This window comes from Stutzerimonas stutzeri (assembly GCF_024448895.1).
Classification (GTDB): Bacteria; Pseudomonadota; Gammaproteobacteria; order Pseudomonadales; family Pseudomonadaceae; genus Stutzerimonas; species Stutzerimonas stutzeri_Q.
In genome coordinates this window covers 98,747-119,432 of the sequence record NZ_JAMOIC010000010.1, presented here as the reverse complement: position 1 = coordinate 119,432, position 20,686 = coordinate 98,747, and the positions used below count along the sequence as shown (strand labels likewise).

The following is a 20,686-nucleotide window of genomic DNA, read 5'->3' as shown; positions in this document are numbered from 1 at the left end:
CGTCATGACCTCTGCCAAACAACCGCTCGGCATCACCGATGTGGTGCTTCGTGATGCGCATCAATCCATTCTCGCGACCCGTGTTCGACTTGAAGACATGCTGCCGATTGCCGGCAAACTGGACCAGGTCGGCTTCTGGTCGGTCGAATCATGGGGTGGCGCTACCTTCGACTCGTGCATTCGCTATCTCGGTGAAGACCCTTGGGAACGCATCCGCGAGCTGAAAAAGGCGATGCCCAATACCCGTCAGCAAATGCTGCTACGCGGCCAGAACCTTCTCGGTTACCGGCACTATGCTGACGATGTGGTAAAGAAGTTCGTCGAGCGCGCAGCGGTTAACGGCGTCGATGTATTTCGTGTGTTTGATGCGATGAACGACGCCCGCAACCTGGAAACTGCTCTTCGTGCCGTCAAACAAAACGGCAAGCATGCTCAAGGCACCATTTCTTACACCACCAGCCCCGTGCATACCTTGGACATGTGGCTCGATTTGGCAAAGCAGATTGAGGACATGGGTGCCGATTCTGTTGCGATCAAGGACATGGCTGGGATTCTGACCCCCTACAAGGCGTATGAACTCGTGTCGCGTCTTAAGGCGACTCTGTCCATCCCCATTCATATGCAGTGTCATGCGACTGCCGGCCTCTCCACCGCAGCCATTCTCAAAGCGGTAGAAGCGGGCATCGATAACGTCGATACCGCCATCTCTTCACTCTCCATGACCTATGGGCACTCGCCAACGGAATCAGTCGTGGCAATTTTTCAGGGCACGGAGCGAGATACCGGGCTCAATCTCGAGCTGCTCGAGGAAATCGCTGCGTACTTCCGGGAGGTGCGCAAAAAATATGCAAAGTTCGAAGGCACGCTCAAAGGCGTCGACTCTCGCATCCTCGTCGCTCAGGTGCCGGGCGGCATGCTGACCAACATGGAGGGTCAGCTGAAAGAGCAGGGGGCTCTCGATAAATTCGACCAGGTCCTGGCTGAGATTCCTCGGGTACGCGAGGATCTGGGCTTTATCCCGTTGGTTACACCGACGTCGCAGATCGTCGGCACCCAAGCAGTCATCAACGTGCTCACGGGTGAGCGCTATAAGTCCATTACCAAAGAAACGGCGGGCATCCTCAAAGGCGAGTATGGGTCCGCACCGGCACCATTCAACACCGAGCTCCAGCAGCGCGTTCTTGACGGTGCGGAGGTTATCACTTGTCGTCCGGCTGACCTGCTGCAGCCGGAAATGGAAAAACTGACGGCCGAGCTAAGAGGAGTGGCTCAGGACAAAGGCATCAAGCTGGCCAAGGACGAAATTGACGATGTACTGACCTACGCTTTGTTTCCTCAGATCGGCCTGAAGTTTCTGGAGAACCGGGGGAATGCTGCAGCATTCGAACCGATGCCGACCGGCAATGAGCAAGTGGTGCGCGAAGCAGTCGGACCAGAGGTCTACACGGTCGAGGTCAACGGGAAGTCATTCGTTGTTCAGGTCAACGAAGGTGGCGATATCGAAGGCATCAAACCGGTTGGCACCGACTCAGGCCTGGCGCCCGCTGCCGCCTCGGTGCCAGCAGCTGGCAAAGGCGAACCACAGTCAGCGCCATTGGCTGGCAATATCTTCAAGGTTCTCGTGCAGCCAGGACAGGTGGTTCAGGAGGGGGATCTCGTCCTTATCCTGGAAGCGATGAAGATGGAAACTGAAATCCGTGCATTCAAGGCCGGCACCGTCTCAGGTGTGAGCGTCAAGGTTGGCGATGCGGTGTCGGTGGGCGACTGCCTGCTGACAATCGCGTAAGGAGTGCTGCATGGATAAGTTGCTCAAGCTGTGGCACAGCACAGGCCTCTATCACCTGGAGGCTGGCCAGTTATTAATGATCGTGGTGTGTCTGGCGCTGATCTATCTGGCGATTCGAAAGGGCTTCGAGCCTTTGTTGCTCATTCCGATAGGTTTCGGCGGTGTGCTAGCCAACATTCCAGTCGCCAACATGGGGGAGGGGGCGGGGATACTCCACCTGTTCTATGAAGTTGGCCTGCCGACCAGTGTGTTTCCCCTCCTGATCTTTATGGGTGTGGGAGCGATGACCGACTTTGGTCCGATGCTGGCTAACCCGAAAACTCTGTTGCTCGGTGCTGCTGCGCAGTTCGGCATTTTCGCCACTTTGCTCGGTGCGTTGGGCCTGGCCGCGATGGGTATTCCGGGTATGGAGTTCACGCTGCGTGAAGCGGCGTCAATCGCCATTATCGGGGGCGCTGACGGCCCGACATCCATTTTCGTCACGGCAAAGCTTGCGCCTCATTTGTTGGGTCCGATCGCTGTCGCCGCATATTCCTACATGGCATTGGTGCCTTTGATCCAGCCACCCATCATGCGTGCACTGACGACCAAGGAAGAGCGCGCCATCGTCATGACGCAGCTGCGGCCAGTGGGCCAGACGGAAAAAATAGTGTTCCCGCTCATGCTTGCGTTGCTGGTTGGCATGCTGTTACCAGACGCCGCTCCGTTGGTTGGTATGTTCGCGTTCGGAAATCTGCTGCGTGAGTGCGGAGTGGTGGATCGATTGGCCGATACTTCCCGCAACGCGTTGATCAACATCGTCACCATTGCGCTAGGGCTCACTGTAGGCTCAAAGCTTTCCGCTGAGGCTTTCCTGCAGATGAAGACGCTTGGGATCCTGGTGCTTGGCATGGTCGCATTTTGTGGCGGCACAGCCGCTGGCGTCTTGATGGCGAAGTTCATGAACATGTTCAGTGCCAACAAGATCAATCCCCTGATCGGATCAGCGGGCGTCTCGGCTGTGCCTATGGCCGCCCGGGTGTCGAACAAGGTCGGGCTGGAAGCTAATCCACAAAATTTCCTGCTCATGCACGCCATGGGGCCGAACGTGGCAGGGGTAATTGGCTCTGCTGTCGCAGCTGGAGTGCTGCTTAGCTTTGTAGGCTAAACGCTATCGAGCGCTTGTGAGCTGTCCTAGTCAGCTGAATGCCTGGATCGAAAGATCCAGGCATTTTTTTGCGTCGCTTGAAGTGATCCAACTAGTATCGCTTGCTTGCGCGCATTGCAACTGCTTAACGACAAGCGCCCCGGCAATGCCGAGGCGTTAAGGAGCGGTCGCAGGCTATCTATAGTGCTTCAGTCTTCGTCTTTCGCAGCTTCGGTATCTTGTGCGATAAGCGCTATCAGAGCGTTCTGTTGACGGTGTGCCAGTTGGCGGAAGCGTTGAAGCAGTTCGCGTTCGTGTAGGGTCAGTTCAGGACTGTCCAGGCGCATCGTCGAATCGTCATCAAGCGCGCCTTCTTGTAAAAGACTCTGCTCCAGACGCGCGATGATTTCCGAGTTCATGCTGCGATGATGATTGCGTGCCACCTCGGCGATACGCTCTCGCATCCCGTCTGGTAGCCGAACCACGAATTTGTCAGCCGTTCGGCTGGAATAAACTGCCTGCTTCATAGGGCGCATATTAAACCGGATAGTCAGGTGGGAGATGGTGGCTTAGTGCCGTTCTAGTCACCGGTCTGACACCAAACAGCGCGTGCTGTTCCACGAACTACTGAAAAGTTGAAGGCGACTTAATGACGTCAATTGTACGACGACAAAATCACTTGTAGAAGAGAGAGTGATGGCTAAAAGCCTTTATTGTGACCGGATGCCAAAATAGCGAGAACGCTACCGGAGAATTGGGTCGAATTTGATACGCCGGCCTAGTACGAGAGATATCACGAAGAACGTACCAAACAATGCAGTGAATCCTTCAGCAACGATGTCCCAATGGCCTGGAAGATTGACACCCATGCCCATCAGCCCAGACAGCATGCAAAGAACTAAAAATACGCATCCATAAACAGACATTTCGATCTCCTTCAGAACCTATCTTTATCAATCACTGTCTTTAGAACACCCACCGCTGCGGCTCAGCGGTTTGGAGCGGTCCGGTGTTGCTAATGGTTTTCGCAGGTACTGCCACCCTGTTAATGCTCATCGGGGCCAGTGCCGCGGTAGCCGACTGCTGCTCGGCCTTCGGCATCGCGTCTAGGAGCGGTATGGCGAACGCAGCTAAAAGTGCAGTGCTGAGAAAATGGGCTGGGCGTAGCATCGGGCGTCTCCGTCGCATGGGGTCAAATACATTAAGCATCTGGCGTGCCAGCCCGTTATTGAAATAAAACGTATATTTATCAACAGCTTAAGTTTTTTCCGTATGGCTTTTCCATGCGAATTGCAAGACGCCCCGTTCAGGGTCGTGCAAGTTGCAAGATCCCGAGATGCGCTTCTGTGTTTTTAGTTCCGGGTAATCGTAGAATTGTTTCGATGGCGTCATAGAGTGCGTCATGACCGGTGCAAATGCAGCAAGGGGGCACATGACAAACGGGCGGATGATCGCTAACATGCTGCCGCCCATCCTGTCCCAGTAGCTCAATTGGATAGAGCATCCCCCTCCTAAGGGGAAGGTTGTGAGTTCGAACCTCGCCTGGGACACCAGTACCGATCCAGCAAAATTCCCTATTGACCGTCACCTAGCTGCTAAACGCCGCACAGCCGGAATTACCGGCTAGCCTTTCGGCTAGCTCGATCTTTCTTAGTCAGGTGCTAGGGCGAGGGTATGCAGGTGGCGAGTAGTCAGCTAAAGCGATCACTTGCCTGATCTCGTCGTGCTTCACGTTGCAGCTGGTAAACGAATCGCTCGATTTGTCGCTGGGTCAAGCCACTGATGCGGTAAAAGCGCATTCCGCAAAAAGTCAGATCGAGTTTTTCATCGAAGACGACATGCCGTAATTCTGCAGCAGTAGTGATCGTGCCAAATGGCAATTTGGCCGACAGTTGATCGTATACCTGGCCCGCCTGTAGCCCTGTTTGCAGATTTCCCGGAAAGCTCAATTTGCATCCGGTGGCCGACATATCCAGTACTTTGCCTGATATGGGTTTCCGGATCGTCTTCCCGCTCAGCTCAGCGGCGATTGGCTGGCCATTGAGGGCTGCGCGAAATGCATTGCGACGTTGGTGGTAGAGGATCTGCTCGGGCATCGGCGCCCAGTAACAGCGCGCTTCATCCAGCTCGCCAATGTGTACCGAAGACTGAATGTCCCAGGCGATGCGCACTCCCTCGTAGTACCCCTCGACCTGAAACGGCTCACCGGACGCCATTAGTCGGTCACCATCGCTTGGAATCAGCTCGTCTAGGGCCACCCAGCCTTTTTCACGGTTGATCTCAATCAGATAGGTCTGATAGCGCTGGTTGCGCTCTAAAAATCGAAGCTGTAACGGAATGTGGTAATCGAGCAGCGGACGAAGGTTCGCGTGGATTTCGACTGCTGTCTTGAGAGTCTGAGGAGGCTGGGGACCTTCATCCTCGGCAAAAGGATTGGACACTTGATTGTGCTCTCCGGCATGTAAGACGTCAGCCGCATGATAGCAGTTTGATTCTGTTGAGCTGTATCTGGTTCAGGCTTGGCTGAGTGGCCGTTGGTAGGCGCTTCTAGCAGTAGATCCACGACGGTCGTACAGGTCGGGAGTCTGGCTGGTGCCCTGCAGAACCTTGAGCATGCTGCCTACAGCGCTCTGATTAGCACGTATCAGTTTACCGTTGCGCTCGTTCGCGTTTCGGCATGCTCCGAGTATTTCGTCGAGCTGGCTCGCCTGAGCGACGATATCTTCACCAATGGAAGATGCTGAGGCGAATGCAATAAGTCCGTTTCGGTCTGCGCTTAGTTGCGCTTTGGCGAGCGTTTGGCTCCGCATTGCTCCGTGCTGGCTGAGCAGCGCAAGCAATGCCTGCTTTTGCGTGAGCAACTGCTCCAGCCCGGCAAGATTTCGCTCTGCCAGGGCTTGGTATTCTGTATCTGTGAGCTCAAGAAGCTTACGGGCCGAGCCGATATCTTCAACAAGCTGCTGGAGCAATTCGGTGTCTTGCATTGTGGCCTCTAACGCATTCACGCTCGCCGGCACTTATCGCTAAGTATCAGTCGCCAAGTATCAGCGCTGGCTTTCAAATGCCAGTAGCTTGGACGCCACTCGCTGGCTGTCCACCTGATAGCTACCTTCGGCGATTGCCTGTTTGATCTGAGCAACACGCTCCTGATCCACAGCCGGCTGTTGATTGAGTTTTTCAGTGGTCTGCTGAAGCCGCTGCGCTTCTGGACTGAGTTGAATACTCTCGCCAGATACTGTAGTGCTGGTAGTGCTCTTTAGTGCTTCGGCATTCTGTTGAGCAGCTGGTCGCTCAGCGTTTTGGACAGTGCTGGTGCGACTGCTGCTGGATGAATTGACGGCACTGTTAGGCCGGTTGAACTCGATAGCCATGATCGAAACCTCGAATAAGTCAGGACGCTTGCCTGCTTTTCGGCAAAGCCAAGGGAAACTTTAGCTTTATTTCGAGCAGATGCAGCGCCGCAAACTTCAAGGACTACATTGCGACCTCCACCTGCCCGGGACCGATGACGCGCGCCTTGATCGTTCGGCCAGATCGTTGATTCTTGATGCGAATCTGCGTGCCGAGGGCGCCATCGGATAAAGCTTCTCCAGGCATTCTCACATTAATCGACGAATTTTTCGCGGTGATTACTACCTGGTCGCCTTTGCGAATTATTTCTGCAGCCGAGATATAGGCGGGCGGTAGGACCTGATCAGGAAGGGCGGGGCGGCTCACCTTGTTGCCCAGCACTTGATCAAACGCCGTGAGGTAGCCTTGATTCAGCAGGCTCACGTCCCGTTCAGCAAGAGTGACGTCTGCCTGTTGGATGATGGTGTCACGCGCCAGTGGTCGGCGGGCGACGATTACGTCGCGGTAAAGATGAACCTGCGCTGGCACGAAGACAGACCAGGGCGCAGTGCCTGTACAACTGACCCTGACGGTTGTGCGGCCGACCGGCTGTGCGGGGCTTTCAAGCTTCGCCTGCAATGGTTGGTCGCAGGCGGCGAGCCGCAGGCGCGGGTCCAGTCGGTTGACTTCTATTTCATGCCGGGCCTGAATTTGACTACGCTGCAAATAGTTGCCTACTTCCTGCTCAAGAAACTCGCGGGTAGCGTCGATAAGCTGTTCAGGTCGCGTAATGCTTGCTGCGTCAGCCAGCTGGACGAGGCCGCAAAGAATCGGTATCAGGAACGCTTGCTTAAGCGCCTTGCATGGATGCCGGAAAATAGTCATCTGTGTATTCATGTCATGGCAGAAGCAAAGGGCGTGCCGTTAGCTCACAGCCTGTGACGTGTGACATTAACAATCGCAAGCACGAGGGAACTGGCATGGCCGGTGTATTGGATTCGGTTAACCAGCGTACCCAGCTGGTCGGGCAGAATCGTCTGGAGCTACTGTTGTTCAGGCTCGATGACAAGCAGCTGTACGGCATCAACGTATTCAAGGTCAAAGAGGTGCTGCAATGTCCGCGTCTGACCATCATGCCCAGGTCAAGCCCGGTCGTGCGTGGGGTTGCCAACATCCGCGGTAATACTCTGTCGATCCTCGACCTGTCTTTGGCGACTGGAAAACCAGCCCTGCAAGACCTGCCCAACAGCTTTGCGATCATCGTCGAATACAACACCAAGGTGCTCGGCTTCCTGGTGCGCTCGGTCGAACGAATTGTGAATATGAACTGGGAGTCGATCCTTCCTCCACCGAAGGGCGTAGGAAACGATCATTATTTGACGGCCGTTACTCACCTGGACGGCCAGATGGTCGAGATCATCGATGTCGAGAAAGTCCTGGCTGAAGTGGCGCCAGTATCCGAACAGCTTTCGGTGAGCATTGCGGACGAGGAGACCAGCAGCAAGGCTTCGACCAGTAGAGTGTTGATCGTCGATGATTCGTCCGTTGCACGGAAACAGATCATTCGTTGTCTACAGAATCTGGGCATTGAAGTTGTCGCGCAGAATGACGGGCGCCAGGCATTGACCTATCTGCAAAAGCTGGTTGCAGATGGCAAGAAGCCGTCGGACGAATTCGTGATGATGATTTCCGACATCGAGATGCCAGAGATGGACGGATACACGCTAACGACAGAAGTGCGGCAAGATCCTGCCATGCGTGACATCCATATCCTGCTGCATACTTCATTGTCTGGGGTATTCAATCAGAGCATGGTCAAACGAGTTGGTGCTGACGATTTTCTTGCCAAGTTTCAGGCGGATGATCTGGCCAACCGAGTAATAGAACGGATCCGGGCTACGGATAGGAAATGAGGCGTCGTCCTCTCATTACGACTGGTGGGCTTTATTAGTGTCAGATGATCCGGATTTCGATCAGTTCCGCGTCTTCCTCGAGAAGACTTGCGGCATTCTGCTGGGCAACAACAAGCAGTACCTCGTCTCCAGCAGGCTAAATAAGCTGATGGAGCAGCAGGGCCTCAAGACCGTGGGTGATCTGGTCAGGAAGATCCAGGCCCAGCCACGTAGTGGCTTGCGCGAGCAGGTCGTCGATGCGATGACGACCAATGAGACGCTCTGGTTTCGGGATACATACCCGTTCGAGGTAATGCGCAGTCGCGTGCTACCTGAGCTGCTCAAAAGCGCGCCAGGGCAGCGCTTGCGTATATGGTCTGCCGCCTGTTCTTCAGGCCAGGAGCCCTATTCGTTGTCGATGACCGTCGACGAATTCGAGCGCAACAGTCCGAGTCAGCCCAAGACGGCTGTGCAGATCGTGGCGACCGAACTTTCTGGAACAATGCTTGCGGCTTCCAAAGCAGCCGAATACGACAGCCTGGCGATCGCTCGTGGGTTGTCGAGCGAGCGCTTGCAGCGATATTTCGATGTAAAGACGCCCGGTCGTTGGGTGGTGAAGCCGGCAGTCCGAAGCCGCGTCGAATTTCGTGTGCAGAACCTGCTAGATAGCTATGCGGTACTTGGAAAGTTCGACATCGTGTTCTGCCGCAATGTGCTCATCTATTTTTCGGCAGACGTGAAGAAAGATATTCTCAAACGGATCCACGCGACCTTGAAGCCGGGTGGTTATCTGTTTCTCGGCGCGTCTGAGGCATTAAACGGCCTGCCAGAGCTGTACCAAATGGTTCAGTGCAGCCCGGGAATCATCTATAAGGCCAAGTAGCCATTCGTCCAGGCGAGACGGCGGCAGAAAACCGTCATCGCGCAGCGCATAACCGGCAACGAACTGGTAATTCGTTGCCGCTTTTGACGTCTTACCCCTCGCGCCATCCTGTAAATCCCTTACAAATCATAGACCTGATTAAATGGCACGGCCTTTGCTATACGTTTGCTAAGCAGACTGTATCCGGCAGAGGGCCAGATCATGAGCATCAGTTTCGACAAGGCACTTGGCATCCACGAAAAAGCGCTTGGTTTTCGCGCTCAACGCGCAGAAGTGCTCGCAAACAATATCGCCAACGCCGACACCCCTAACTACAAAGCCAGGGACCTCGAGTTCGGCTCTGTACTCGCTGCTCAGCAAAGCAAAAATCAAGGCGGTTTTGGTGTCGCTACCACCAGTAGCAAGCACATAGCGGCCCAAGGGATGGAAATTGCCGATCCCGGTTTGCGATTTCGAACGCCTGCACATGCATCGCTCGACCAGAACACTGTAGACGCTCAGGTAGAGCAGGCAGCCTATGCCGAAAATGCTATCGACTTTCAAGCAAGTTTCACCTTGCTCAACAGTAAGTTCAGGGGGCTGATGAGCGCCCTGCGCGGCGAATAAGAGGAGCGAAAGCCATGTCCCTTAGCAGCGTATTCAATATTGCCGGCAGCGGCATGAGTGCTCAGAGCACGCGCCTGAACACAATTTCCAGCAACATTGCCAACGCCGAAACGGTGTCGTCCAGCGTTGACCAGACCTACCGCGCACGGCACCCGGTTTTCGCAACCATGCTCCAGCAGGCGAATGGTCAGCCGGACCAATCGCTCTTCGCCGAGCAGAATCAGGCAGGTGCTGGGGTTCAGGTGCTTGGTGTGGTTGAAGACCAGAGTGAGCTACAGGCGCGCTATGAGCCTAATCATCCGGCAGCGAATGAAGAAGGGTACGTGTACTACCCGAACGTCAATGTCGTTGAAGAGATGGCTGACATGATTTCCGCGAGCCGTTCATTCCAGACTAACGCCGAGTTGATGAACACGGCCAAGACCATGCTTCAGAAAGTTCTGACCCTGGGTCAGTAACCTTACGAGAGATAGCCATGAGCACGACAGGCGGCGTTAGCGGTACCGGTTCGGTAATGGACCAGTACCAGATCAAAGATCGCGAAGTAAAAAGCAATGATCTCGGCAAGAACGAGTTTCTTGAATTGCTGGTGACCCAGCTGAACAACCAGAACCCGCTGGAGCCGCAGGAGAACGGCGAGTTCATTGCCCAGCTTGCGCAGTTCAGTACCGTGGAAGGAGTGGAGAAACTGAACTCGAGCATGGAAACCATGCTGTCGGGGTATCAATCCTCCCAGGCGCTGCAAGCATCCTCGCTGGTCGGTCGTAAAGTTATCGTGCCAACCGATAAGGCTGTTGTGGACACCAGTGAAACATTCAAGGCCAGCATCGTGCTGCCGACGACGAGCAGCAACGTGGCGGTCAACGTCTATGACAGCTCAGGTACTGCAGTGAATCGGATCAACATGGGGGCCCAAGAGGCCGGCAATGTTTCATTCATGTGGGATGGCAAGGACTCGAGTGGCAAAACATTGCCACCGGGTACATACCGATTCGAAGCGCAGGCCACTTATCAAGGCGAGACGAAAGGGTTGTACACCATGCTTCCCGCCAATGTAGATAGCGTCACTCTTGGGCAGAACGGCGGGGAGCTGCAGCTCAACCTGGCCGGTGTGGGCAGTATTGGACTGTCGAAAGTCCAGGTCATTGGTCAGTAACCGCCGGCGCGCCCGGTAACAGGAGCAGTTCATGTCGTTCAATATCGGCCTCAGCGGCATGCGTGCCGCCAGCAAAGATCTCAATGTCACAGGTAACAACATCGCGAACGCTGGCACGGCGGGCTTCAAGCAGTCCCGCGCGGAATTTGCGGATGTGTATGCCTCGTCGGTGCTCGGCACCGGCAAGAACCCGCAAGGCAGCGGCGTGTTGTTGGCTAACGTTTCTCAGCAGTTCAACCAGGGCAATATCAACTACACGCAGAATGCACTGGACCTGGCAATCAACGGCAACGGCTTTTTTCAGGTCAGTAACAACGGCGCGCTGAGCTATACCCGCGCCGGTTATTTCGGTACTGACAAGGTAGGTAACCTGGTCGATAACTTTGGCTACAAGCTCCAGGGTTACTCTGTTGACGGCAACGGCAACATCCAGACTGGCCAAGTGAGCGACCTGAAAATTCAGACTGCCAGCCAGGAGCCCAAAGCTACTACCAAGGTCACCCAAGGATTCAACCTAAACTCTACCAATATCGAGCCGATCAACACGCCGTTCGATCCGGCCGACCCGTTGAGTTACAACTCCTCAACATCGACCAACGTTTTCGATGAGCAGGGTAATTCCCACGTCATGACGCAATACTTCGTCAAGACCGGTACCGCTAACACGTGGCAGATGCATGTACTCGTGAATGGGCGAAACCCGTCGGATCCCGTCAACAGCACGGCGCCAAGCACGACGAACCTGGAATTCAGCCCCTCCGGTACCCTTGTCAACCCGGCCAGCGGAAGCACTCCCATTGCGGGCTGGCAGCCTGCGGTCAAGAATACTGATGGCAGCTGGTCCCTGAATAACGCTGCTCCGGCCGCGGGTCTCGACATGACCATCGACATGCGCGGTTCGACTCAATACGCCAGCTCGTTCGCCGTCAACAATGTGAGTCAGGATGGTTACACCACAGGTGAACTGGCCGGTCTTGAAATCAGCGAAACCGGCGAAATCTTCGCCCGCTATACCAATGGCCAGTCCAAGGTACAGGGGCAGATCATTCTGGCTAACTTCGCCAACGTTCAAGGATTAACGCCGGTAGGTAAAACCCAGTGGGTGCAATCGTTCGACTCTGGCGAACCCGTGCGCAACCCGCCGGGTAGCGGCACGCTAGGCTCGCTTCAGGCGGGTGCCCTTGAGGATTCCAACGTCGAGCTATCAGACCAGCTCGTCAACCTGATCGTGGCTCAGCGTAACTATCAGGCGAACGCCAAGACCATCGAAACTGAAAGCGCGATTACCCAGACGATCATCAATCTGCGTTGATGATGATTGCTCAAGCCGCACCGAGGCGGCGGTAAATTGCCGTCTCGCTTTTACAAGGTCCATCAGGGCCTTTTTTTTTGCGATAAATTCTCTGTGAATCAACAATTTAAGTTTCGATTATTGCGGTGGCACGTCTATTGCTTAGTTGGTGTATGTAGATCTGGTTTGCGTCAATTAGCGTGTTTCGGAGGTTCGATGGACAAGATGCTCTATGTGGCAATGACGGGGGCGAGCCAGAACGCTCGGGCCCAGCAGGCGCATGCCAACAACCTGGCAAACATCTCGACTACGGGCTTTCGTCGCGACTTCGAACAGGCGCGATCGATGCAGGTGTTCGGCGACAGTTTCCCTGCTCGGGTTTATGCAATGACTGAGCGCCCTGGTACCGATTTCAGCTCAGGCACGCTCCAGGAAACCGGGCGGGATCTGGATGTGGCGGTCGAGGGCGACGGCTGGATCGCCGTGCAAGCGCCTGACGGTAGCGAAGCCTATGCCCGTACCGGCAGCCTTAATGTCGACACCCTCGGAATGCTTAGGACCGGAGACGGACTGCCGGTTCTCGGCAATGCCGGGCCGATTGCTGTGCCGCCAGACGAGAAAATCGACATTGGCGCGGACGGCTCTATCAGCATTCGAGCACTGGGTGAGAACCCTAGTGTCGTCGTCGGTGTAGACCGTCTGAAGCTCGTGAACCCCGACCCGAAGCAGTTGGAGAAGGGTACCGATGGCCTGATTCGAATGAAGACCGGTGAGCCTGTGGAGGCTGACGCTGCGGTTCGCGTGACCTCGGGATTTCTTGAAGCCAGCAACGTCAATGCCGTGGCCGAGATGACGTCGATGCTCGCGCTGTCCCGCCAGTTCGAGCTTCACGTGAAAATGATGCGTACTGCCGAAGAAGATGGTGCCGCTGCGGCCCGAGTCTTGCAGATCAGCTAAACAAACTAGGCGGCGCGCCCGAATTCCGGCGCACGAGGAGAAGAACATGCTTCCAGCACTGTGGGTCAGCAAGACCGGTTTGTCCGCACAGGACATGAACCTGACCACCATTTCCAACAACCTGGCTAACGTGTCCACCACCGGCTTCAAGAAAGACCGGGCCGAATTCCAGGACTTGCTCTATCAGATCCGCCGTCAGCCGGGCGGCCAGTCCACTCAGGACAGCGAGCTGCCCTCAGGCCTCCAGCTTGGTACGGGTGTTCGCATCGTCGGTACGCAGAAGCAATTCACTGCTGGCAGCCTGCAAACGACCGAGCAACCGCTCGATATGGCGATCAACGGCCGCGGCTTCTTTCAGGTCCTGCTGCCAGACGGCACGGTTTCCTACTCGCGTGACGGCAGCTTCCATCTGAATGCCGAAGGCCAGATCGTAACGTCCAACGGCTATGCCCTGGAGCCTGCGATCGTCGTGCCGCCGGAAACCCAGACATTTACCGTTGGCGAAGACGGCACTGTCTCCGTGACGACCCTCGGCAATCCGGCTCCGCAGATCATCGGCAACCTGCAGACCGCTGACTTCGTCAACCCGGCGGGCCTGCAAGCCATGGGCAGCAACCTGTTTCTGGAGACCGCAGCGAGTGGTGCTCCCCAGGTGAGCACTCCTGGCCTCAACGGCCTGGGCACCGTACTGCAGAACACATTGGAAAACTCCAACGTCAGCGTCGTTGAAGAACTGGTGAACATGATCACCACTCAGCGCGCCTACGAGATGAACTCGAAAGTCATCTCCACGGCCGACCAGATGCTGTCTTTCGTTACCCAGCAGCTGTAACAGCTGTTAGCCGCTGGATTGAGGTGATTATGCGCCGCTTGATGATTGTCCTTCCGCTGATGTCTGCCGTGATCCTGACCGGTTGCGTGGCGCCGGCCCCGAAGCCTAATGACCCGTACTACTCCCCGGTACTGCCGCGTACTCCGCTGCCGGCTGCGCAGAACAACGGGGCGATATATCAGGCTGGCTTCGAGACCAACCTGTATGACGATCGTAAGGCTTATCGGGTTGGGGACATCATTACGGTCACGCTCAACGAGAAGACCCAGGCGAGCAAGAACTCGAACTCGAAGATCTCCAAGGACAGCAGTGCCAACATCGGTCTCGGGTCGTTGTTTGGCGGCGCGGTTGCAATAGCCAATCCGCTGGCCGGCAGCGGTCTGCTTACCGGCGACAAGCTGGGCCTGGGTGCGGAATACGATGCGTCACGTGATACATCCGGTTCCGGTCAGGCAGGGCAGAGCAACAGTCTCTCCGGTTCGATCACCGTGACCGTCTCGGACGTATTGCCCAACGGCATCCTGGCGATCCGCGGTGAGAAGTGGATGACGCTGAATACCGGCGACGAGCTGGTGCGCATAGCTGGACTAGTGCGCTCGGACGATATCGCCACCGATAACACCGTTCCTTCAACCCGTATCGCTGATGCACGCATTACCTACTCTGGCACCGGCGCCTTCGCCGATGCCAGCCAGCCCGGTTGGCTGGACCGTTTCTTCATCAGCCCGTTGTGGCCGTTCTAAAGCAGGTGCACGCAATGAAATTGTTCAGCTCGATCGTAGTTGCCGTGCTGTGCCTGGCCGCCGTTCCGGTTCATGCCGAGCGGCTAAAGGACATCGCAACCATCCAGGGCGTGCGTAGCAACCAGTTGATCGGCTACGGCCTGGTGGTCGGCCTGAACGGCAGTGGCGATCAGACCACACAGACGCCATTCACCGTGCAGACCTTCAACAACATGATGGCGCAGTTCGGTATCAAGGTTCCCGCCGGCGGCAACGTTCAGCTCAAGAACGTGGCTGCCGTGTCGATCCATGCCGATCTGCCAGCATTTGCCAAACCCGGCCAGACGATCGACATCACCGTATCGTCTATCGGCAACGCCAAGAGCCTGCGCGGCGGTAGCTTGCTGATGGCTCCGCTTAAAGGTATTGACGGCAACGTATACGCCATCGCCCAAGGCAACCTGGTCGTCGGTGGCTTCGATGCGGGTGGTGCGGATGGTTCGCGCATTACCGTCAACATTCCTTCAGCGGGTCGTATCCCGGGCGGCGCAACGGTCGAGCGGCCGGTGCCGAGCGCGTTCAATCAGGGCAGCACGCTGACCATGAACCTCAATCGTCCGGACTTCACCACCGCCAAGAACATCGTTGACCACATCAATGAACTGCTTGGCCCAGGCGTGGCGCAGGCCCTCGACGGCGGCTCGATCAGCATCACCGCACCTCTGGATCCGAGCCAGCGCGTCGATTATCTGTCGATCCTGGAAAACCTCGAAGTCGATGTGGGTCAGGCAATCGCCAAGGTCATCATCAACTCGCGTACCGGTACCATCGTGATTGGTCAGAACGTGCGGGTTCAGCCAGCTGCGGTGACGCATGGCAGCCTGACCGTGACCATTTCCGAAGATCCGCAGGTCAGTCAGCCGAATCCGCTTTCGGACGGCCAGACAGTTGTCGTGCCCAACTCAAAGGTGAAAGCCGAGCAGGAAGCCAAGCCGATGTTCAAGTTCGGCCCCGGCACAACGCTCGACGAGATCGTTCGCGCTGTGAATCAGGTTGGTGCTGCCCCCAGTGATTTGATGGCAATTCTGGAAGCGCTCAAGCAAGCCGGTGCGCTGCAAGCCGACCTGATCGTTATCTGAGGAACGAGACATGGAAAATCGTCTGGGACTGGGTCGTCGCACGCCTGACAGCGGTAGTTACTCCGACCTGAATCGGCTGAATCAGCTCAAGGTGGGCAAGGACCGCGACGGGGCCGAGAACGTGCGCAAGGTCGCGCAGGAATTCGAATCCTTGTTCATGAACGAGATGCTCAAGTCGATGCGTGCAGCGACTGAGGTTCTGTCCAAAGACAACCCGCTCAACAGCCAGGCGAGCAAGCAGTACCAGGACATGCACGACCAACAGCTCTCGGTCACCCTGTCCAAAGAAGGCGGCGGTATTGGGCTTGCCGACGTGCTGATCCGCCAGTTGAGCAAGGATCAGAAGCCAGACGAGAAGCCCAACCCCTTTGCCCAGGTCGCGCAGACCGAGGGCGCCAAGTGGTCGAGTAACCCTAATGCCAATGCGACGCTCGCCAAGGTGGACCCGGCTCGCAATGACTCTCAGTTGTTGAATCAGCGCCGTCTGGCACTGCCTGGCAGGCTGGCCGAGCGTGCGCAAGCGGATGTGGCTGCGACTGCGACGAGTCCTCAGGTCGATCAGGCCAACCAGGCTGGCGTCACTCAGCCGCTGGTGGCCATTGACTGGAAGCCGGCAACCGCCTTCGCCGCCCCCAAGGAAGCGGCCTTGACCGTCAATGGTGTCGAGGCGACCGCGCCCAGCGCACCGAGCAAGACGCGCTTCAGCTCTCCCGCAGAATTCATCGCGACCATGCTGCCTATGGCGGAGAAGGCGGCCAAGCGTCTCGGCGTTGAGCCACGTTTCCTAGTGGCACAGGCTGCGCTGGAAACAGGTTGGGGCAAGTCGATGATCAAGCAGAAGGACGGCAGCAACAGCCACAACCTGTTTGGTATCAAGGCGAATGGCTGGAGCGGTGAGTCGGCAAAAGTCACCACGACCGAATACGTGAACGGCAAAGCGACCAAGCAGGTGGCCGGTTTCAGGGCTTACGACTCGTTCGAGCAGAGCTTCAACGATTACGTACGTCTGCTTGAGAACAACGAGCGCTACAAGCCGGCGATACAAGTGGCCAGCGTTTCCGGCGACTCCGAGCGGTTCGTCAATGAATTGCAGCGGGCCGGTTACGCGACCGATCCTCAGTACGCGAACAAGATCAACCAGATCGCTCGCAAGGTGCAGACCTATCAGACAATCGCCGACGCCAGCACGTCGCCCGCAATGCGGACTAGAGGTTAATCATGGCTGACCTACTGAATATTGGCCTGTCCGGCCTGAGCGCCAGCAAGAGCCAGCTCTCCATCACCGGCCATAACATCAGCAACGTCAACACGCCCGGCTACAGTCGCCAGGACGCATCCCAGGCTACCCGCGTGCCTCAGTTCAGCGGGGCAGGGTACGTGGGTTCTGGTACGACGCTTGTGGAAATCCGCAGAACCTACAGTGAGTTTCTGACCAGCCAACTGCGGAGCAGTACCTCGCTGAGCAGTGATGTTGAATCCTATAAAGGCCAGATTGACCAGCTGGACTCTCTGCTCGCGGGGAGCACGACGGGCATCACGCCCTCCCTGCAGAAATTCTTCTCAGCATTTCAGACGGCTGCGGAAGATCCAGCCAATATTCCTGCGCGGCAGCTGGTGCTGGCCGAAGCAGAAGGGCTGGCACGCCGGTTCAACACCGTATCGGATCGCCTGACCGAGCAGAACAATTTCACCAACAAGCAGATGTCAGCGGTGACCGATCAGGTCAATCGACTTGCTGGGACCATAGGCAGCCTCAACCAGGCTATCGCTACCGCGTCTGCAAACGGCAAGCAGCCTAACGACCTGCTCGACAAGCGTGACGAGGCGGTTAGACAGCTGTCGACTTACATCGGCGTCACCGTCACTCCGCAAGATGACAACAGCTTCAACGTGTCCGTAGGTACTGGTCAGCCATTGGTGGTGGGCAGCACTGTCAGCCGTCTGGAGGTTGTACCGGGGCAAAGCGATCCTAACCGTCATGAAATTCAGTTTGTCAGTGGTAACTCCAGGCAAGGCATTACTTCGCAGATCAGCGGCGGGGAGTTGGGTGGCCTGATCCGCTACCGGGAAGACGTGCTGGATTCGACGATGAACTCGCTTGGCCGCTTGGCTCTGGCGGTCAGTGATCAGGTCAACTCGCAGCAGTCGCAGGGGTTGGATCTGAAAGGGCAGGTCGGTGAAGCGCTTTTCGGCGACTACAACGCAGCGTCATTGGCAGGCTTGCGGGCGACTGCGTTCAGCAGCAACACCTCGGCAGCAGACGCATCGCTCAGTATCACCAACACTGAAAACCTGACGATCAGTGACTATCGTATGGAATTCGATGGCACCAACTACTCGGCCCGGCGGTTGAGTGACAACGCCAGCATCGCAGTCAGTACCAACGCTGGTCCTCCCGCATACCTCAGCTTCGCCGATAATGCCGGCAAGGACCAGGGGTTCACGGTGGCTATCAGCGGCACGCCGAACGCGGGTGACAAGTTTTCGCTGCAGCCAACGCGACGTGGCGCTACCGACATCAAAACGGTTCTGGATCAGGCAGATCAGCTGGCGTTCGCAGCGCCAGTGCGGGCACAGAGCAATCTGCAGAACATTGGCAATGGCGCGATCAGCCAACCTGAAACCTCAGCAGCGGTGAATATCGACACGCTGAAGGCAGCGCTTTCATCCGCGATCACCCTGACCTATAACAATGGGACTCCGCCAACCATCAGCGGGACAGGCGTCACTCAGGTAAGTCCAGCCGTCTTTACGCCTGGGCAGACCAACGAGTTAGCGGTGATGATCGATGGCCACAGTTTTAAATTCACAGTCAGTGGCCGTCCGCAGCAAGGCGACACCTTCACGATCGGTTTCAACCAGAATGGCGTTTCGGATAACCGGAACGCATTGAAGATGGTTGATCTTCAGACCAAGCAAACGATTGGAGTCGACGCCGGTGTGGCTGGGTCGGGTAAGAGCTTTACCGATGGTTACGGCGAACTGGTCGAGCGTGTCGGCACGCTTACCGCTCAAGCGCGAATGGACAGCGATGCAACAGGGGCGATTCTCAAACAAGCTACCGATAACCGTGATTCGCTCTCGGCAGTCAACCTCGACGAGGAGGCGGCCAACCTGATCAAATTTGAGCAGTACTACAACGCGTCTGCCCAAATCATTCAAGTTGCGCGCACCATGTTCGATACATTGATAAGCACCTTCAGGTAACAGGCCCGATCATGCGCATCTCGACCTTGCAAGCGTTCAATAATGGCGTCAATGGCATACAGCGAAACTATGCCAACGCCACACGAACACAAGAGCAGATCAGTACAGGCAATCGGATCCTGACACCGGCAGACGACCCCGTGGCATCGGTGCGCCTCTTGCAGCTCGAGCAGCAACAGAACGTGCTGAGTCAGTACGACTCGAACCTCACGGCGGCGAAGAACAGCCTGACCCAGGAGGAAGTGACGCTTAACTCGGTTAACACAGTCCTTCAGCGCGTGCGTGAATTGACCGTGCAGGCGGGCAATGGGTCGCTTGACCCGCAAGACCGCAAGGCAATCGCCTCAGAGTTGGGCGAGCGGGAAGACGAACTACTGTCACTGATGAACACGCGCAATGCGCGAGGCGAGTATCTGTTCTCAGGTTTCCAGGGCAAGACCCAGCCCTTCGTCCGTGGTCCTGACGGAAGCTATAGCTATCAGGGTGACGAAGGTCAGAGGAAACTTCAGGTCGCCAGCTCGCTGAACATCGCTATCAGCGACAACGGCAAATCGGTCTTCCAGTCTGTAACCAACGCTGGGCGTCTGTCGATGAGTCCTTCGGCCGACATGATCGTTGCGCCAGCGGTGCGGCTGTCGGCGCCTCTGGTCGATGATGAGGTTGCCTTTGCGGCTTCTGGTTTTCCTGCAACTGGAATTGAGATTCGCTTTGCGGACCCGGCTGATCCTAAGAAATATGAAATTTACGAAGTGGGTGGTGCTACAGCTCTAAGTGCCGGTCGGTTGGATGAGGATGACGACTCAAGCGATAAGATCGTATTCCGGGGTATGACGATTCATGTCGATGGCGTCCCGAGCGGATCGGAAACCTTCACGGTCAACAGAAATGGAGAGGAGAAACAGGGCATCCTGGATACTATCGCGGGCCTGCGCAAGGCCTTGGAAAGCCCTACTACCGGCAACACAGGTGTACGCGACGCCGTTGCGGTGGCTTTGACCAACCTCGACCACGGTATGGTCAGCGTCGACCAGGCACGCGGCAATATTGGTGCCCGCTTGAACGTCATCGAAACGACGCAGACTGACAACGAGGATGTTGCGCTGGTCAACAAAGGCGTCCAGGCCGAGCTGCGTGAGCTTGATTATGCCGAGGCGTTGTCTCGCTTATCCATGCAGACAGTTGTGCTTGAGGCTGCTCAGCAGAGCTATGTGAAGATTGCGGGGTTGAGTCTGTTCAACGTGATGCGTTGATCCGCTGGGCTCAGGGTGAGGCATCGGTCACGGAACGGTGTCTTCGGTTTGACATGTCATTGTTCCGGCTTAGAGTGGTGGCTGCGGCGCATGGAGTACCGCGCTGTTAATCCAATACTCATAAGGACATGAAAAAATGATTAAAACTCTCCTTTCTGCAACTGTTTTCGCGATGCTCGCTGGCCTTTCTGTCAACAGCTATGCAGCGAAAGCAGATCCCGCCACAACCGCTTCAGCGGCCATTGTCCAGACGGCCCCAATCAACCTGAATGCTGCCGACGCCGAGACTCTGACCCGCGAGCTGAAGGGCATTGGCCAGACAAAAGCGAAAGCCATTGTCGAGTATCGCGAAACCCACGGTGCCTTCAGCTCCGTTGACGAACTACTCGAAGTAAAGGGAATAGGCGCAGCGACATTGGAAAAGAACAGGGCCAAGCTCAGTTTGAATTGATGGTTCCTAATTGAGTAGAAAAAACCGGTCGAAAGACCGGTTTTTTTTTTGTTTAAAG

Annotated in this window: 22 protein-coding genes and 1 tRNA gene; 17 read left to right on the top strand and 6 right to left on the bottom strand. The window is 56.2% G+C overall.

Features of this window, described 5'->3' with window-relative positions:
- Positions 1 to 4 precede the first annotated feature (4 nt).
- Together oadA and NA619_RS13795 are read left to right on the top strand one after the other, a co-directional pair.
- Positions 5 to 1,786, top strand: a complete 1,782-nt coding sequence (gene oadA / locus NA619_RS13800; protein ID WP_255962420.1) for a sodium-extruding oxaloacetate decarboxylase subunit alpha — start codon at positions 5 to 7, stop codon at positions 1,784 to 1,786.
- A gap of 10 nt (positions 1,787 to 1,796) precedes the next feature.
- Positions 1,797 to 2,933 carry a sodium ion-translocating decarboxylase subunit beta gene (locus NA619_RS13795; RefSeq protein ID WP_255962419.1) on the top strand — a complete coding sequence of 379 codons (1,137 nt, stop codon included), beginning with the start codon at positions 1,797 to 1,799 and terminating at the stop codon, positions 2,931 to 2,933.
- 188 nt (positions 2,934 to 3,121) lie between these two features.
- On the opposite strand, the gene NA619_RS13790 is transcribed toward NA619_RS13795, so the two are convergent.
- Both NA619_RS13790 and NA619_RS25240 read right to left on the bottom strand, forming a co-directional pair.
- A complete protein-coding gene (locus tag NA619_RS13790; RefSeq protein ID WP_158189216.1) occupies positions 3,122 to 3,448 on the bottom strand; it encodes an Arc family DNA-binding protein in 327 nt (108 codons plus the stop codon).
- A 207-nt stretch (positions 3,449 to 3,655) separates the two neighbouring features.
- Positions 3,656 to 3,838 carry a PA3371 family protein gene (locus NA619_RS25240; RefSeq protein ID WP_423836835.1) on the bottom strand — a complete coding sequence of 61 codons (183 nt, stop codon included), beginning with the start codon at positions 3,836 to 3,838 and terminating at the stop codon, positions 3,656 to 3,658.
- 550 nt (positions 3,839 to 4,388) lie between these two features.
- On the opposite strand from NA619_RS25240, the gene NA619_RS13785 reads away from it, so the two are divergent.
- Positions 4,389 to 4,465, top strand: a tRNA-Arg gene (locus NA619_RS13785).
- 138 nt (positions 4,466 to 4,603) lie between these two features.
- On the opposite strand, the gene NA619_RS13780 is transcribed toward NA619_RS13785, so the two are convergent.
- From NA619_RS13780 to flgA, 4 genes are all read right to left on the bottom strand, one after another.
- Positions 4,604 to 5,353: a flagellar brake protein gene (locus tag NA619_RS13780; RefSeq protein ID WP_255962418.1), complete on the bottom strand. Its 750-nt coding sequence runs from the start codon at positions 5,351 to 5,353 to the stop codon at positions 4,604 to 4,606.
- 72 nt (positions 5,354 to 5,425) lie between these two features.
- Positions 5,426 to 5,896, bottom strand: a complete 471-nt coding sequence (locus NA619_RS13775; RefSeq protein WP_255962417.1) for a flagella synthesis protein FlgN — start codon at positions 5,894 to 5,896, stop codon at positions 5,426 to 5,428.
- 60 nt (positions 5,897 to 5,956) lie between these two features.
- Positions 5,957 to 6,283: a flagellar biosynthesis anti-sigma factor FlgM gene (gene flgM / locus NA619_RS13770; protein ID WP_255962415.1), complete on the bottom strand. Its 327-nt coding sequence runs from the start codon at positions 6,281 to 6,283 to the stop codon at positions 5,957 to 5,959.
- A gap of 103 nt (positions 6,284 to 6,386) precedes the next feature.
- Positions 6,387 to 7,127, bottom strand: coding sequence for a flagellar basal body P-ring formation chaperone FlgA (gene flgA / locus NA619_RS13765; RefSeq protein WP_255962414.1), 741 nt, complete (start codon positions 7,125 to 7,127; stop codon positions 6,387 to 6,389).
- A 95-nt stretch (positions 7,128 to 7,222) separates the two neighbouring features.
- Here flgA and NA619_RS13760 point away from each other — a divergent pair, with 95 nt between their 5' ends.
- From NA619_RS13760 to NA619_RS13695, 14 genes are all read left to right on the top strand, one after another.
- Positions 7,223 to 8,155, top strand: coding sequence for a chemotaxis protein CheV (locus NA619_RS13760; RefSeq protein WP_255962413.1), 933 nt, complete (start codon positions 7,223 to 7,225; stop codon positions 8,153 to 8,155).
- A gap of 37 nt (positions 8,156 to 8,192) precedes the next feature.
- Positions 8,193 to 9,017, top strand: a complete 825-nt coding sequence (gene cheR / locus NA619_RS13755) for a protein-glutamate O-methyltransferase CheR (RefSeq protein WP_255962412.1) — start codon at positions 8,193 to 8,195, stop codon at positions 9,015 to 9,017.
- 201 nt (positions 9,018 to 9,218) lie between these two features.
- The gene (flgB, locus tag NA619_RS13750; protein WP_255962411.1) at positions 9,219 to 9,623 is read left to right on the top strand and encodes a flagellar basal body rod protein FlgB; all 405 of its coding nucleotides are present in this window, start codon (positions 9,219 to 9,221) and stop codon (positions 9,621 to 9,623) included.
- A gap of 14 nt (positions 9,624 to 9,637) precedes the next feature.
- Positions 9,638 to 10,081 (top strand): flagellar basal body rod protein FlgC, encoded by a 444-nt coding sequence (gene flgC / locus NA619_RS13745; protein WP_222911445.1) that lies wholly within the window; start codon positions 9,638 to 9,640, stop codon positions 10,079 to 10,081.
- Positions 10,082 to 10,098: 17 nt separating this feature from the next.
- On the top strand, positions 10,099 to 10,779 hold the full coding sequence (gene flgD / locus NA619_RS13740; RefSeq protein ID WP_255962410.1) for a flagellar hook assembly protein FlgD: 681 nt from the start codon (positions 10,099 to 10,101) through the stop codon (positions 10,777 to 10,779).
- A 31-nt stretch (positions 10,780 to 10,810) separates the two neighbouring features.
- Positions 10,811 to 12,091, top strand: coding sequence for a flagellar hook protein FlgE (gene flgE, locus NA619_RS13735; protein WP_255962409.1), 1,281 nt, complete (start codon positions 10,811 to 10,813; stop codon positions 12,089 to 12,091).
- A gap of 195 nt (positions 12,092 to 12,286) precedes the next feature.
- Positions 12,287 to 13,027, top strand: a complete 741-nt coding sequence (gene flgF / locus NA619_RS13730) for a flagellar basal-body rod protein FlgF (RefSeq protein WP_255962408.1) — start codon at positions 12,287 to 12,289, stop codon at positions 13,025 to 13,027.
- Between the two features lie 46 nt (positions 13,028 to 13,073).
- A complete protein-coding gene (gene flgG, locus NA619_RS13725) occupies positions 13,074 to 13,859 on the top strand; it encodes a flagellar basal-body rod protein FlgG (protein ID WP_045426038.1) in 786 nt (261 codons plus the stop codon).
- A gap of 29 nt (positions 13,860 to 13,888) precedes the next feature.
- The gene (flgH, locus tag NA619_RS13720; protein WP_255962407.1) at positions 13,889 to 14,602 is read left to right on the top strand and encodes a flagellar basal body L-ring protein FlgH; all 714 of its coding nucleotides are present in this window, start codon (positions 13,889 to 13,891) and stop codon (positions 14,600 to 14,602) included.
- A gap of 14 nt (positions 14,603 to 14,616) precedes the next feature.
- Positions 14,617 to 15,720: a flagellar basal body P-ring protein FlgI gene (locus tag NA619_RS13715; RefSeq protein ID WP_255962406.1), complete on the top strand. Its 1,104-nt coding sequence runs from the start codon at positions 14,617 to 14,619 to the stop codon at positions 15,718 to 15,720.
- Positions 15,721 to 15,730: 10 nt separating this feature from the next.
- Positions 15,731 to 16,936, top strand: coding sequence for a flagellar assembly peptidoglycan hydrolase FlgJ (gene flgJ / locus NA619_RS13710; protein ID WP_255962405.1), 1,206 nt, complete (start codon positions 15,731 to 15,733; stop codon positions 16,934 to 16,936).
- Positions 16,937 to 16,938: 2 nt separating this feature from the next.
- Positions 16,939 to 18,927 carry a flagellar hook-associated protein FlgK gene (gene flgK, locus NA619_RS13705; RefSeq protein ID WP_255962404.1) on the top strand — a complete coding sequence of 663 codons (1,989 nt, stop codon included), beginning with the start codon at positions 16,939 to 16,941 and terminating at the stop codon, positions 18,925 to 18,927.
- An 11-nt stretch (positions 18,928 to 18,938) separates the two neighbouring features.
- Complete coding sequence (gene flgL / locus NA619_RS13700; RefSeq protein WP_255962403.1) at positions 18,939 to 20,177, top strand: flagellar hook-associated protein FlgL; 1,239 nt, start codon at positions 18,939 to 18,941, stop codon at positions 20,175 to 20,177.
- A 136-nt stretch (positions 20,178 to 20,313) separates the two neighbouring features.
- Positions 20,314 to 20,628 (top strand): ComEA family DNA-binding protein, encoded by a 315-nt coding sequence (locus NA619_RS13695; RefSeq protein WP_255962402.1) that lies wholly within the window; start codon positions 20,314 to 20,316, stop codon positions 20,626 to 20,628.
- Positions 20,629 to 20,686 lie beyond the last annotated feature (58 nt).

Excerpts from the sequence above, each read along its gene's own strand:
- flgL (WP_255962403.1), top strand. The coding sequence starts at position 18,939 with ATGCGCATCTCGACCTTGCAAGCGTTCAATAATGGCGTCAATGGCATA.
- oadA (WP_255962420.1), top strand. The coding sequence starts at position 5 with ATGACCTCTGCCAAACAACCGCTCGGCATCACCGATGTGGTGCTTCGT.
- flgF (WP_255962408.1), top strand. The coding sequence starts at position 12,287 with ATGGACAAGATGCTCTATGTGGCAATGACGGGGGCGAGCCAGAACGCT.
- flgM (WP_255962415.1), bottom strand. The coding sequence starts at position 6,283 with ATGGCTATCGAGTTCAACCGGCCTAACAGTGCCGTCAATTCATCCAGC.
- flgB (WP_255962411.1), top strand. The coding sequence starts at position 9,219 with ATGAGCATCAGTTTCGACAAGGCACTTGGCATCCACGAAAAAGCGCTT.
- NA619_RS13775 (WP_255962417.1), bottom strand. The coding sequence starts at position 5,896 with ATGCAAGACACCGAATTGCTCCAGCAGCTTGTTGAAGATATCGGCTCG.
- NA619_RS13715 (WP_255962406.1), top strand. The coding sequence starts at position 14,617 with ATGAAATTGTTCAGCTCGATCGTAGTTGCCGTGCTGTGCCTGGCCGCC.
- flgG (WP_045426038.1), top strand. The coding sequence starts at position 13,074 with ATGCTTCCAGCACTGTGGGTCAGCAAGACCGGTTTGTCCGCACAGGAC.
- NA619_RS25240 (WP_423836835.1), bottom strand. The coding sequence starts at position 3,838 with ATGTCTGTTTATGGATGCGTATTTTTAGTTCTTTGCATGCTGTCTGGG.
- flgK (WP_255962404.1), top strand. The coding sequence starts at position 16,939 with ATGGCTGACCTACTGAATATTGGCCTGTCCGGCCTGAGCGCCAGCAAG.
- NA619_RS13760 (WP_255962413.1), top strand. The coding sequence starts at position 7,223 with ATGGCCGGTGTATTGGATTCGGTTAACCAGCGTACCCAGCTGGTCGGG.
- flgA (WP_255962414.1), bottom strand. The coding sequence starts at position 7,127 with ATGACTATTTTCCGGCATCCATGCAAGGCGCTTAAGCAAGCGTTCCTG.
- flgD (WP_255962410.1), top strand. The coding sequence starts at position 10,099 with ATGAGCACGACAGGCGGCGTTAGCGGTACCGGTTCGGTAATGGACCAG.
- flgJ (WP_255962405.1), top strand. The coding sequence starts at position 15,731 with ATGGAAAATCGTCTGGGACTGGGTCGTCGCACGCCTGACAGCGGTAGT.
- flgC (WP_222911445.1), top strand. The coding sequence starts at position 9,638 with ATGTCCCTTAGCAGCGTATTCAATATTGCCGGCAGCGGCATGAGTGCT.
- NA619_RS13790 (WP_158189216.1), bottom strand. The coding sequence starts at position 3,448 with ATGCGCCCTATGAAGCAGGCAGTTTATTCCAGCCGAACGGCTGACAAA.
- NA619_RS13795 (WP_255962419.1), top strand. The coding sequence starts at position 1,797 with ATGGATAAGTTGCTCAAGCTGTGGCACAGCACAGGCCTCTATCACCTG.
- flgH (WP_255962407.1), top strand. The coding sequence starts at position 13,889 with ATGCGCCGCTTGATGATTGTCCTTCCGCTGATGTCTGCCGTGATCCTG.
- flgE (WP_255962409.1), top strand. The coding sequence starts at position 10,811 with ATGTCGTTCAATATCGGCCTCAGCGGCATGCGTGCCGCCAGCAAAGAT.
- NA619_RS13695 (WP_255962402.1), top strand. The coding sequence starts at position 20,314 with ATGATTAAAACTCTCCTTTCTGCAACTGTTTTCGCGATGCTCGCTGGC.